At 30.2% G+C, this 13,414-nt stretch carries 10 protein-coding genes; 9 read left to right on the top strand and 1 reads right to left on the bottom strand.

Annotated elements, in window-relative coordinates:
* The first annotated feature begins 34 nt into the window (after nt 1-34).
* Genes ACOTVC_RS02645 through pckA form a run of 5 tightly spaced genes read left to right on the top strand, consistent with a single transcriptional unit; the run spans nt 35 to nt 7,506 of the window.
* Nucleotides 35-1,387 (top strand): sodium-dependent transporter, encoded by a 1,353-nt coding sequence (locus tag ACOTVC_RS02645; protein WP_421627639.1) that lies wholly within the window; start codon nt 35-37, stop codon nt 1,385-1,387.
* Nucleotides 1,388-1,396: 9 nt separating this feature from the next.
* Nucleotides 1,397-2,734, top strand: coding sequence for a sodium-dependent transporter (locus ACOTVC_RS02640; RefSeq protein ID WP_421627637.1), 1,338 nt, complete (start codon nt 1,397-1,399; stop codon nt 2,732-2,734).
* Between the two features lie 9 nt (nt 2,735-2,743).
* A complete protein-coding gene (locus ACOTVC_RS02635; RefSeq protein ID WP_087685388.1) occupies nt 2,744-4,078 on the top strand; it encodes a sodium-dependent transporter in 1,335 nt (444 codons plus the stop codon).
* Between the two features lie 58 nt (nt 4,079-4,136).
* On the top strand, nt 4,137-5,921 hold the full coding sequence (locus ACOTVC_RS02630) for a biotin/lipoyl-containing protein (protein ID WP_421627635.1): 1,785 nt from the start codon (nt 4,137-4,139) through the stop codon (nt 5,919-5,921).
* Nucleotides 5,922-5,931: 10 nt separating this feature from the next.
* Nucleotides 5,932-7,506: a phosphoenolpyruvate carboxykinase (ATP) gene (pckA, locus tag ACOTVC_RS02625; protein WP_214116051.1), complete on the top strand. Its 1,575-nt coding sequence runs from the start codon at nt 5,932-5,934 to the stop codon at nt 7,504-7,506.
* Nucleotides 7,507-7,523: 17 nt separating this feature from the next.
* Here pckA and ACOTVC_RS02620 read toward each other — a convergent pair whose 3' ends face one another.
* Nucleotides 7,524-7,889 (bottom strand): PKCI-related HIT family hydrolase, encoded by a 366-nt coding sequence (locus tag ACOTVC_RS02620; protein WP_039626806.1) that lies wholly within the window; start codon nt 7,887-7,889, stop codon nt 7,524-7,526.
* A gap of 84 nt (nt 7,890-7,973) precedes the next feature.
* Here ACOTVC_RS02620 and pheS point away from each other — a divergent pair, with 84 nt between their 5' ends.
* Genes pheS through ACOTVC_RS02600 form a run of 4 tightly spaced genes read left to right on the top strand, consistent with a single transcriptional unit; the run spans nt 7,974 to nt 13,402 of the window.
* Nucleotides 7,974-8,966 (top strand): phenylalanine--tRNA ligase subunit alpha, encoded by a 993-nt coding sequence (gene pheS, locus ACOTVC_RS02615; protein WP_214115285.1) that lies wholly within the window; start codon nt 7,974-7,976, stop codon nt 8,964-8,966.
* Nucleotides 8,963-11,293, top strand: a complete 2,331-nt coding sequence (pheT, locus tag ACOTVC_RS02610) for a phenylalanine--tRNA ligase subunit beta (RefSeq protein WP_421627633.1) — start codon at nt 8,963-8,965, stop codon at nt 11,291-11,293. Before pheS ends, pheT begins: the two co-directional genes overlap by 4 nt.
* Nucleotides 11,290-12,576 carry a 3-phosphoshikimate 1-carboxyvinyltransferase gene (gene aroA / locus ACOTVC_RS02605; RefSeq protein WP_421627631.1) on the top strand — a complete coding sequence of 429 codons (1,287 nt, stop codon included), beginning with the start codon at nt 11,290-11,292 and terminating at the stop codon, nt 12,574-12,576. The genes pheT and aroA overlap by 4 nt, the downstream gene beginning before the upstream one ends.
* A complete protein-coding gene (locus ACOTVC_RS02600; RefSeq protein ID WP_039628758.1) occupies nt 12,566-13,402 on the top strand; it encodes a 4-hydroxy-3-methylbut-2-enyl diphosphate reductase in 837 nt (278 codons plus the stop codon). Before aroA ends, ACOTVC_RS02600 begins: the two co-directional genes overlap by 11 nt.
* Nucleotides 13,403-13,414: the final 12 nt, after the last annotated feature.

Raw genomic sequence — 13,414 nt, 5'->3', positions numbered from 1 at the left:
TCATGATGTTTATAAAATTTTTAAGGTTATTTTTATGAATGAAAAATTTTCTAAAATAGGTTTTGTATTAGCAGTAGCAGGTTCAGCTGTTGGACTTGGAAATGCTTGGAAATTCCCAACCTTAGTAGGACAAAATGGAGGCTCAGCCTTTGTGCTTTTGTATTTACTTTTGACTTTGGGAGTAGGTTTTGTGATATTTTTAGCCGAACTTAGCATAGGAAAACTTAGTGAAAAAGATCCTGTAAATGCTTATTATACTTTAGCACCAAAACATAAAAGAGCTTGGTCTATAGTCGGTTTTTCACTAATAGGTGCTATTTTAATTGTTTCTTTTTATAGTGTGATTATAGGATGGATTGTGAAGTATGCTTATTTTGGATTTTTTCCTTTACCAAAAAGCATAGAAGAAAGTGGCGCTATTTTTGGAAATTTACTTTCTAATGATGTTTTATCTCAATTTATATGTTTTACTTTTGTATTTATAGTGATTTTTTATGTAGTATCAAAAGGTGTTAAAAGTGGTATAGAAAAACTCAATGTTTGGATGATGCCAAGTTTATTTATACTGCTTATTTTAATGCTTGGGTATTCTTTTAGTATGGATGGTTTTTCTAAAGCGAGTGAGTTTTTGTTTTCTCCGGACTTTTCTAAGCTTAGTGTGGGAGCGTTTTTGAGTGCTTTAGGACTTGCTTGTTTTTCTTTATCTATTGGAGTGGGCTCGATTATAACTTATTCTGCAAGTTTATCAGATAAAACAAATTTTATTACAAGTACTATTAATATTATTATTATTAATATTATTATTGGTATTATGATGGGGCTTATTGTATTTACTTTTATATTTGAATTTAACGGAGATCCAGCTCAGCAAGGTCCAGGTTTGATTTTTGTATCTTTAATGAGTTTATTTTCAAATATTGATCCAATCGGTTTCTTGCCTTTGGGAAATGTTTTAGCTGTAGCTTTTTTTATTGCATTGTTTTTTGCAGGGATTACTTCAGCAGTTTCCATGATAGAGCCTTTAACTTTTTACTTAATTAATTCTTATAATTTTACAAGAAAAAAAGCTTTGGTTTTTATAGCTTTCATTGTATATTTTTTGGGAAGTTTGTGCATTTTATCAGGAATTGAGTGGAGTAAAGATTCTTTAGAATTTTTTGGAAAAAGTTTTTTTGATATATTGGATTTTATAGCTTCAAATTTAATGATGCCTTTGGGTGGATTATTTGGTGCAATCTTTGTGGGTTTTGTACTTAAAAAAGAAGCGTTGCAAACTTTATTTTATCCTTATATGAGGGGTAAATACTTTGAGTGTTGGTATTTTTTTGTAAGATATATTTCACCTTTAGCGGTGATTTTAATCATGGCAAAACAATTATTTTTTTAAGGTTAAAAGATGAATGAAAAATTTTCTAAGATAGGTTTTGTATTAGCAGTGGCAGGTTCAGCTGTTGGGCTTGGAAATGCTTGGAAATTTCCAACTTTAGTAGGTAATAATGGCGGATCAGCTTTTGTAGTGGTGTATTTGCTTTTAACCTTAGGTGTGGCTTTTGTGATATTTTTAGCCGAACTTAGCATAGGAAAACTTAGTGAAAAAGATCCTGTAAATGCTTATCATACTTTAGCACCAAAGAACAAAAAAGCTTGGTCATTTGCGGGATTTTTTATGCTTGGTGCTATTATTTTAGTGTCTTTTTATAGTGTTGTTATAGGTTGGATAGCAAAATATGCTTATTTTGGGTTTTTTGAACTACCTAAAGATACAAATGAAGCAGGCGCTATTTTTGGAAATTTACTTTCTAATGATGTTTTATCTCAATTTATATGTTTTACTTTTGTATTTATAGTGATTTTTTATGTAGTATCAAAAGGTGTTAAAAGTGGTATAGAAAAACTCAATGTTTGGATGATGCCAAGTTTATTTATACTGCTTATTTTAATGCTTGGGTATTCTTTTAGTATGGATGGTTTTTCTAAAGCGAGTGAGTTTTTGTTTGTGCCTGATTTTTCAAAATTAAGTGTTAATTCTATATTAGATGCGCTAGGGCTTGCATTTTTTAGTATGTCTTTGGGTGTTTGTGTGATTTTAACTTATGCAGCAAGCTTGCCTGATAAAACAAATTTTATAAGTAGTGCTTTAAATATTATCATTATTAATACTATCATTGGCTTAATGATGGGGCTTATTGTATTTACTTTTATATTTGAATTTGGAGCTGATCCTACCCAACAAGGTCCAGGGCTTATATTTATATCACTAACAACACTTTTTGCAAAATTAGGATTTTTAGGAAATATTTTAGCTATAGCCTTTTTTATCGCATTGTTTTTTGCAGGAATTACTTCGGCTATTTCCATGATAGAACCTTTTACTTTTTATCTTATAAATCGTTATCAAATTTCAAGAAAAAAAGCTTTGGTTTTTGTAGGTGTGATTGTTTATTTTCTTGGAAGTTTATCTATACTTTCTTTTTATCATGTAAGTGCGCCAAGTTTAAATTTCTTTGGAAAAAGTTTTTTTGATATTTTGGACTTTTTCATACAAAATTTATTAATGCCAATTTCTGCTTTAATTACAGCATTTTTTGTGGGTTTTGTGCTTAAAAAAGAAGCTTTACAAATTTTATTTCAACCATTTATGCGCGGGATATATTTTGAGATTTGGTATATCTTTTTAAGATATATTTCTCCATTAGCAGTGATTTTAATCATGGCTAGACAGCTTTTTTTCTAAGGCATTAATATGAATGATAAATTTTCTAAAATAGGTTTTGTTTTAGCCGTTGCAGGCGGGGCTATAGGACTTGGAAATGCTTGGAAATTTCCAACCTTAGTAGGGCAAAATGGAGGCTTTGCCTTTGTACTTTTGTATTTGCTTTTGACTATTAGTATAGGATTTTGTGTATTTTTGGCTGAAATTGCTATGGGAAGATTAAGTCAAAGTGATCCTGTTAATGCTTATAAAAGCTTGGCAACTAAATATGCTCAAAAATGGAAATTTGCGGGATTTTTTATGCTCGGTGGAATTTTTGTATTATCTTTTTATCTTGTTATTATGGGTTGGGTTTTAAAATACATGATAACTTCGATTTATTATTTGCCTAGCAATACCCAAGAAGCAGGAGCTTTATTTGGAAATTTAATACAAAATAGTATTTTAGAAAGTAGTTTGTATTTTTTAATTGCTTTTTTTCTTACCTTGTTTATTGTTTCAAGAGGGGTTAAAAGTGGTATAGAAAAACTCAATGTTTGGATTATGCCAAGTTTGTTTATTATGCTTGTTTTAATGCTAGTGTATTGTTTTTTTCAAGATGGTTTTAAGGAAGCTTTTGCTTATTTGTTTTATCCTGATTTTACTAAGCTTAGTTTAAACTCGGTTTTAACGGCTTTAGGTCTTGCTTTTTTTACTTTATGTTTGGGTATAGGTTGTATTACTACTTATGCAGCTTCATTAAAAGATGATACAAATTTAATTACAAGTTCAATTGTAATTGTACTTTTAAATATTAGCATAGGTTTAATGATGGGGCTTATTGTATTTACTTTTATATTTAAATTTAATGCCAATCCCGCAGAAGGTGCTGGACTTGTATTTATATCTTTAACAACTTTGTTTTCTAATTTAGACACTATTTTTGGACATTTTTTAGCCTTTTATTTTTTCTTAGCTTTATTTTTTGCAGGGATTACTTCAGCAGTTTCTATGATAGAACCTTTTACTTTTTATCTTGTGAATGAATATAAAATTTCAAGAAAAAAAGCTTTGGTTTTTATAGGTTTTGTGGTTTTTCTTTTAGGGATGAGTTGTATTTTATCTTTTAGTGCTAGTTATGGAGTTAGCTTTAGCTTTTTTGGTTTAAGTTTTTTTGATATTTTGGATAAATTAACTTCTAATTTTATGCTCCCACTTGGAGCTATTGCAAGTGCTATTTTTGTGGGATTTTTTGTAGATAAAATGAAAATCTATAATTTATTTTCTAAATTTATGAGTAAGGCTGTTTTTGAAGTATGGTATTTTTTACTTAGATTTGTTGCGCCTGTTGCGATTATTATCATTATGTTAAATCAAATTTTATAAATTTATTTTTTAAGAAAGTAGAGTTATAATTGCAAAGATGTAAAAATAAGGAAAAATTATGGCTAAAAAGTTAATTGATGTAATGGATACTACATTTAGAGATGGTTTTCAATCTGTTTATGGTGCTAGAGTTTTAATGAATGACTTTTTTCCCGCCCTAGAAGCAGCTAAAGAAGCAGACATTAAACATTTTGAATTTGGCGGTGGAGCTAGGTTTCAAAGCTTATTTTTTTATTTAAATGAAAACGCCTTTGAAATGATGGATAAATTTAGAGCCATCGTTGGAAAAGAAGCAAATTTACAAACTCTTGCAAGAGGGGTTAATACCGTAGCACTTGATACAGGTAGTAAAGAAATTATTGACTTGCATGCAAAAATGTTTGCAAAACATGGCACAACCACCATAAGAAATTTTGATGCATTAAATGATGTAAATAATTTAAAATTTAGTGGAGAATGTATAGTTAAGCATGGTTTAAAACATGAAATTACTATTACTTTAATGGATTTACCTCCAAAATGTAAAGGTGCGCATGATGTACCTTTTTATGAAAGAATTTTAAAAGAAATCCTACAAGCACAAATTTCTTTTGATAGTATTTGTTTTAAAGACGCAAGTGGAACTTCAAATCCAAATAAAATTTATGAAGTTATTAAAATGGCTAGAAAAAACTTGCCTGAAAATATGCATATAAGACTACATACGCATGAAACTGCAGGGGTGAGTATAGCATGCTATTTAGCAGCTTTAGAGGCAGGTGTTGATGGTATAGATTTAGCTGCTGCTCCTGTTAGCGGTGGTACTTCTCAGCCTGATATTTTAACCATGCTTCATGCTCTAAAGGGAAGTAATTTTGATCTTGGTTTGAATGAAGAGAAAATTTTAAAATATGAAGAAGTGTTAAAAGATTGCTTAAAAGATTATTTTCTACCACCTGAAGCAACAGCGGTAAATCCTTTAATACCTTTTTCACCTATGCCAGGTGGGGCATTAACTGCTAATACACAAATGATGAGAGATAATAATATTTTAGATAAATTTCCTCAAGTTATAAAAGCCATGCAAGAAGTAGTAGAAAAAGGTGGCTATGGTACTTCGGTTACTCCTGTATCGCAGTTTTATTTTCAACAAGCTTTTAATAATGTAATGTTTGGCCCTTGGAAAAAAATAGCAGATGGGTATGGTAAGATAGTTTTGGGATATTTTGGAAAAACTCCTGTTGCGCCAGATCCTGAAGTAATTAAGCTTGCAAGCGAGCAATTAGAATTAGAACCAACTACAAAATTAGCCACAGATATTGCTGATGCAGATGAGAGTAAAAGCATAGCTTATATTAAAAACTTATTGGAAAAAGAAAATTTAGAAACAAGTGAAGAAAATATTTTTATCGTTGCAGCTTGTAAAGAAAAAGGCATAGCTTTCTTAAAAGGCGAAGCTAAGGTTAATGTTAGAAAAAATAGCAAATTAAAACCAAGTCTTGTTAATGAAAATCAATTTACCGTTTCAGTTAATGGTAATAAATACCATGTGGAAGTAAGTGCAGGTTTTGATAGAGATGTTAATGTTAAAAGTGCTGTCAAGGTAAATTCAGACAAAACAGAAGTGAAAAAGACACAAGTAGATGATAGTGCTAACGCCATCGTTGCGAGTATGAATGCAAATGTATTTAAAATTTTAGTCAAAGAAAATGATAGTGTAAAAGCAGGGCAAGTTGTAGCTGTACTTGAAGCTATGAAAATGGAGATTGAAGTTAGCGCAAGTAAAGATGGAGAAATCGCAGAACTTTTAGTAAATGCTGGTGAGAGTGTAAGTGAAGGCCAAGCTTTAATGACTTATAAATAAGGAGGCAAAAATGATAGGTTTAGAAAATTTAAGTTTAGAAAACATCGGACAAGTTTTTCATAATCTTAGTTATGATGAGCTTTTAAAGCACGAAAAAAACAACAATGAAGGTGCATGTACTAAAAATGGTACCTTTAGTGTGGATACGGGAATTTTTACCGGAAGAAGTCCTAAGGATAAATATTTTGTAAAACAAGATCCTTCACAAAAATATATTGCTTGGGGTAAGATTAATCAACCTATTAGTGAGGAATTATTTGAAAAACTTTTAGCAAAAGCTAAAAAGCAACTTAGTAATAGTGATATTTATATTCAAGATGCATATTGTGGAGCTTCATTAAAAAGTCGTAAAGCTGTGCGTTTTGTAACGCAAATTGCATGGCAAGCGCATTTTGTAAAAAATATGTTTATTCGCCCAAAAGAAGAAGATCTTAAAGAGTTTAAACCTGATTTTGTGGTATATAATGCTTGTAAATGTGCGAATGAAGACTATGAAAAAGATGGTTTAAATTCAGAGGTTTTTGTAATTTTTAACATAGAAAAAAATATAGCAGTAATTGGTGGGACTTGGTATGGCGGAGAGATGAAAAAAGGAATTTTTTCTATGATGAATTATTGGCTTCCACTAGAAAATAAACTTCCTATGCATTGTAGTGCTAATGTCGGAGAAAAAGGCGATGTAGCACTTTTCTTTGGGCTTAGCGGTACAGGTAAAACCACTCTTTCAACCGATCCAAAAAGAAAATTAATAGGCGATGATGAGCATGGTTGGGATGATGAGGGTGTGTTTAATTTTGAAGGAGGTTGTTATGCAAAATGTATCAATCTTGACCCTCAAAGTGAGCCAGAAATTTATGGAGCTATAAAGCAAAATGCACTTTTAGAAAATGTAGTTTTAAAAGATGATTTAAGTGTTGATTTTAATGATGGTTCTAAAACTGAAAATACTAGAGTTTCTTATCCGATAGAACATATTTTAAATCACGAGCCAAGCCTTAGTGCGGGTCATCCTAGTAATATCATTTTCCTTTCAGCAGATGCTTTTGGTGTTTTACCTCCGGTTAGTAAACTTAGTAAAGAACAAGCAATGTATTATTTTTTAAGTGGTTATACTGCTAAAGTAGCAGGAACTGAAAGAGGTATTACTGAGCCTGTTGCGACTTTTTCGGCTTGTTTTGGGGAAGTGTTTTTGCCATTACACCCAACTGTTTATGCAAAACTTTTGGGCGAAAAAATTAGCAAGCATAATGTGAATGTTTATTTGGTAAATACCGGTTGGAGCGGTGGAGCTTATGGTGTAGGCAAAAGAATGAGTATAAAAGCTACTAGAGCTTGCATTAATGCGATTTTAGATGGTAGCATACAAAATTGTGAGTTTGAAAACTATGATTTATTTAATCTTGCAGTTCCAAAAGAGTTAGCAGGTGTAGAAAGTAAGCTATTAAATCCTATTAATACTTGGGAGGATAAAAAAGCTTATGAAGAAACTAAATTAAAGCTTGCGAAAATGTTTATAGAAAATTTCAAACGCTATGAAGATGTAAAAGAAGGAGCAGAATTTAAATTAGCTGGTCCTGCTATCTAAAAAGAGTTAAGCTCTTTTTAGAATAGTGATTCAGGATTGATTTGGGTTTCTTTATTTTTTGGAAGCTCAAATCCACCTAACATATGAAAATGTAAATGAAAAACTTCTTGTCCGCTATTTTTTCCACAATTTGTGATTAATCTATACCCGCTTTTATCTAGTCCTAAAAGAGTAGCTAGTTCTTGGATAAATTGTGTCATTTCGCTCATTAATTCAGGTCTTAATTCTTGAAAGTTTTCAAAATGTTCTTTTGGAATGATTAAAATATGAATAGGTGCTTTAGGATTGATATCATGAAAAGCTAAAAATTTTTCACTTTCTAAAACTTTATTAGCAGGAATTTTTCCTTCTACGATTAGTTCAAATACGGTTTTTTCTCTCATTTAGTAGTCCTTTTTTTATTATTTTTGCTAATTTTAAATAATTTTACATTAGAATGTTTAAAAAAAATTTAGTTGGAGCTAAAATTGCAAGATATGATAGAAAAAATTGCTTCTGCAAATACTTTAGCAGAACTTGAAAATATAAAAGTAAGTGTTTTGGGAAAAAAAGGTATTTTGACTTTAGAATTTGCAAAGTTAAAAGATTTGCAAGGTGAAGAAAAAAAAGAATTTGCTAATGGTTTAAATAAAGCAAGAGATGAATTTAATGAAGCTTATCAAATAAAATTAAAAGAATTAGAAGAAAAAGCTTTAAATGAAAAAATGAAACAAGATGTGCAAGATTTTAGCTTTTTTGATGAAACTTCAAATGCAGGTGCTTTGCACCCAATCATGCAAACTATGGATAAAATCATAGAATATTTTACAGCTTTAAATTTCAGTATAGAAAAAGGGCCTTTGATTGAGGATGATTTTCATAATTTTGAAGCATTAAATTTACCACAAAATCATCCTGCAAGAGATATGCAAGATACTTTTTATTTTGAAGATAAAACCTTGCTTAGATCTCAAACTTCTCCAGTGCAAATTAGAACTATGCTATCTCAAAAGCCACCTATTAGAATGATAGCACCAGGTGCAGTTTTTAGAAGAGATTTTGATATTACCCATACGCCTATGTTTCATCAAGTGGAAGGGCTTGTGGTAGAAGAGGGCGATAAGGTAAATTTTGCAAATTTAAAAGATATGCTAGAGCATTTTTTAAAACATATGTTTGGTGATGTAAAAGTGCGTTTTAGACCTAGCTTTTTTCCTTTTACAGAGCCATCTGCTGAGGTAGATATTTCTTGTGTGTTTTGTAAAGGTTGTGGATGTAGGGTTTGTAAGCAAACAGGATGGCTTGAAGTTTTAGGATGCGGTGTTGTTGATCCTAATGTTTATAAATTTGTTGGTTATAAAAATGTAAGTGGTTATGCTTTTGGTTTGGGTGTGGAGCGTTTTGCTATGCTTTTACATAAAATTCCTGATTTGCGTTCTATGTTTGAAGGTGATTTAAGATTATTGGAGCAATTTAGATGATTATTAGTAGAAATTGGTTAAATGAATGGATTGATTTAAGTGAAATATCAACGCAAACTATAGTAAATACTTTAAATTCTATAGGATTAGAAGTTGATAGTTTCAAAAGTGTTAAAGCTCCTCAAAAAGTTGTAGTAGGTAAGGTTTTAGAAAAAGTTAAACATGAAAATTCAGATAAATTGAATATTTGTAAAGTAGATGTTGGGAATGAAATTTTACAAATTGTTTGTGGTGCAAAAAATGTTGATAAAGATCAATTTGTAGCCGTATCTTTAGTGGGTGCAGTGCTTCCAAATGGACTTGAGATAAAACCTGCCAAACTTAGAGGAGTTGAATCTATGGGTATGATTTGCTCTTCTAGTGAGCTTGGTTTTGGAAAAAGCAATGAAGGTATTATGGTTTTAGATGAAAGCATGGGAGAATTAGTTCTAGGAAAAGCTTTAAATGATTATGAACTTTTTAATGATGAATTAATTGAAATAGAACTTACTCCAAATCGCGGAGATTGCTTGAGTTTATATGGTGTTGCTAGAGATTTAAGTGCAGCACTTGATTTAAATTTAAAAGAATTAAATCCTTTAAAAGAAAGCGAAAATAGCGTAGGTATAGGAAGAATACTAAGTGTTAAAAATCAGAGTGATGTTGAAGGCTTTTTTGCTTATAAAGCATTAGAGGTTAAAGAAGAATTTAAGTTAAATATCACGATACAAATTCGCCTTGCCTTGATTGAAGCATATAAAAATAATAATATAGAAAATCTTTTAACTTATGCAGCTCATGCAAGTGGGGTGATTTTTTGTGCTTATGATTTTCATAAGCTTTGTAAAGAATGTCAAATCGATGAAAAGATTGTTTTAGAAATTAAAACTCAAAAGCATGGGGAATATGGGGTTTATTATAATGATGAATTAATTGCTTTAGCAGGTATAGAGCAAGAAGATAAATTTAAAATCAATGATGAAAGTAAAATCATCATTATAGAAGCAAGTTATACTCATCCTCAAACTATAGCAAATGCAATAGCCTTTTATAAAAAGAAAAATGATACTATATATCGTTCTTTAAGAGGTAGTGAGCCTAAGCTTTCTTTGGGAATGGAATATTTATTTAATGAGTGCTTGAAAATTAATGCTATAAGTGTTTTTTCAGGAAGCCAACAAGTTTTTAAAGAAAATGAAGCAAATATTATTGGTATTTTTGGTGCAGAGATTGATAAAATCATTGGTATGCCTATAGATAAAAATAATTTAGTAAAAATTCTTAAGAAACTAGGCTTTGAAATAAGTGTGGTAAATGATGAACAATTTAATATCAAAATCCCACTTCATCGCAGTGATATAGCAAATATAGCTGATATTAGCGAAGAGATAGTAAGAATTATTGGCATTGATAATATCCCATCAAAAGCTTTAGAATTTAAAGAAAAAAATCGCTTAAATAAAGTATATTTTGATTATCAAGAGCTTAAAAATTTAAGATTAAAAGCAAGTAGTAATGGATATTTTGAAAGTGTGCATTATGTTTTAGATAATGAAGAAGAATTAAGTCAATTAGGATTTAAATGCATTAAAAATAAGCTTATTAATCCTATCACTAATGAACTTAATACTTTAAGAAGCACTTTGATAAATCACCTTTTAAATGCAGCAAGCTTTAATCTAAGAAATTCAAAAAAGAAAATCAAACTTTTTGAGTGTGGCAGTGTTTTTGATGAGTTTTCAAACGAGCATATTAAATTTGCGATGATCTTTAGTGGTTATAAAGAAGAACCTAAAATAGCAAATAAAGCTAAGCATATTGTGGTAGATTTTTATACTTTTTTAGCAGAATTAAAGAGCATTATAGGCGAGTTTAGTTTGCAAAAATCAGAATATGCATTTTTAAGCCCATATGAGCAAGCAAATGTATATAAAAACGGTAAGCGCATAGGGTTTATAGGTAGAGTGCATTTAAGTATAGAAAATAAAAGAGATTTGACTAAAACTTATATTTGCGAGCTTGATTTAGAAGGCTTAAAACAAGACTTTAAAACCGCTAAAGCTTATTCTAAATTTCCATCTATGAGTAGGGATTTAAGTATAGTTATACCTAAGGGTTTTGAATATGAAAAAATCAAACACACTATTGCTAAATTAGATATTGAAAGATTAGAAAGTTTTAGAGTAGTAGATTTATACACAGATGAGAATTTGGGCGATTTTTATAGCTTGACTATTAATTTAGTATTTAGAGATTTTGAAAAAACCTTAGAAGATAATATTATCCTTGAATATATTGATAAAATCATCAAAGCTTTAGATGATGAGCATGGTTTAAAACTTCGATGAAAATCAGTCCTATTGGTTCTTTTAGAGCAGAGCTTGAAGATATAGCTTCTGATAAGTCTATATCTCATCGCTTTGCTATCTTTTCTTTGCTTACTCAGGGAACTTGCAAAATTAAAAATTATTTAAAAGCACAAGATACTTTACATACTTTAGCAATTATTCAAACTTTGGGAGCTGAGGTTGAAGAAATTGATGGATTAATTTGCATTAAAGCTCCAAAATATATAAAATCTCCAAATTGTGTTTTAGATTGTGGCAATTCAGGTACAGCTATGAGACTTTTAATAGGTCTTTTAAGCGCTATTGAAGATGAAATTTTTGTACTTAGTGGGGATTGTTATTTAAATGCTAGGCCGATGAGACGTGTAAGTGAGCCTTTGATGAGTTTAGGGGCTAAAATTTATGGAAGAGCTAATGCAAATTTAGCACCTATTTGTATACAAGGAGCTAAGTTGGATGGTTTTGATTTTAGTAGTAATATTGCTTCAGCTCAGGTAAAATCAGCTTTAATCTTGGCAGCTTTATTTGCCAAAAAAGAAAGTTATTTTAAAGAAATTGAGCTTTCAAGAGATCATAGTGAGATTATACTTAATAAAATGGGAGCTTGTATTGAATATTTAAATGAGGAAAAAACTTTTATCAAAATCAATCCTTTAAAAGAAAAATTAAAAGCATTTGAAGTATGTGTGCCAAATGATCCATCATCGGCCTTTTATTTTGCCTTAGCTGCTTGTATTTTACCTCATTCAAAAGTAGTTTTAAATAATGTTTTGTTAAATAAAACACGCATTGAAGCCTTTAAAATTTTAGAAAAAATGGGTGTAAAAATCACTTATAATATCACCAATGAAGATTTTGAAAGTATTGGAGAAATTTGTATTGAAAGTGCGCCTTTAAAGGCGATAAATGTGAGTGAAAATATCGCATGGTTGATTGATGAAATTCCAGCTTTGGCCATAGCTTTTGCTTGTGCAAAGGGAAAAAGCGTTATAAAAAATGCTAAAGAATTGCGCGTAAAAGAAAGCGATAGAATCAAATCAATTGTATTAAATTTGCAAAAATGTGGCATAAAGGTAAAAGAATTTGAAGATGGTTTTGAAGTAGAAGGCGGCGAAGCTAAAAGTGCTAAAATAGAAAGCTTTGGAGATCATAGAATTGCGATGAGTTTTTTAATTTTAGGTTTAAGATGTGGAATGGAAGTAGATGATAGTGAATGCATTAAAACTTCTTTTCCAAATTTTATTGAGATTTTAAAGCAAATAGGAGCTAAAATTGGAGATTGAACTAGCAAAAAGCTATGGATTTTGTTTTGGGGTAAAAAGAGCTATTAAAAAGGCTGAACAGATTAAAGATGCAGCTACTATAGGCCCTTTAATCCATAATAATGAAGAAATCACAAGACTTTGGAAAAATTATAATGTTAAAACATTAAATGATATCAATGAATTAAGCACAGAAAAAAAAGCTATCATTAGAACTCATGGTATCACAAAGCAAGATTTAGAAAAATTAAAGCAAAAAGATATAGAAATTTTTGATGCAACTTGTCCTTTTGTGACTAAACCTCAAAAAATTTGTGAGCAAATGAGCAATGAAGGCTATGAAGTTGTGATTTTTGGAGATGAAAATCATCCTGAAGTAAAAGGGGTAAGAAGTTATGTAAGCACTAAAGCTTATGTAGTTCTTGATGAAAAAGAATTGCTTGATATTAAATTGCCTTCTAAAATTGCTGTGGTATCACAAACTACAAAAAAGATAGAAAAATTTATGGAAATTGTGAATTTTTTAATGCTTAGGGTTAAGGAAGTGCGTGTTTTTAATACCATATGCGATGCGACTTTTAAAAATCAAGAAGCAATCAATGAGCTTGCTAAAAAAAGTGATGTAATGATAATAGTTGGAGGAAAAAATTCAGCTAATACTAAGCAACTTTTTTTAATAGCAAAAAATTACTGCAAGGATAGCTATTTAATCGAAAATGAAAAAGAAATTCAAAAAGAATGGTTTAGTGGCAAAGAAAAATGTGGTATTAGCGCGGGTGCTTCTACACCTGATTGGGTGATTGATTTGGTTTTGGAAAAAATTAAAGAATACACCAAAATTAACTAAGTTTAAAGAAAA

This window comes from Campylobacter sp. GB48, assembly GCF_049221845.1.
In the GTDB taxonomy this organism is placed as follows: Bacteria; Campylobacterota; Campylobacteria; order Campylobacterales; family Campylobacteraceae; genus Campylobacter_D; species Campylobacter_D lari_C.
Note: the sequence above shows the minus strand (reverse complement) of the source record. Positions and strands in the feature narration are given on the sequence as shown.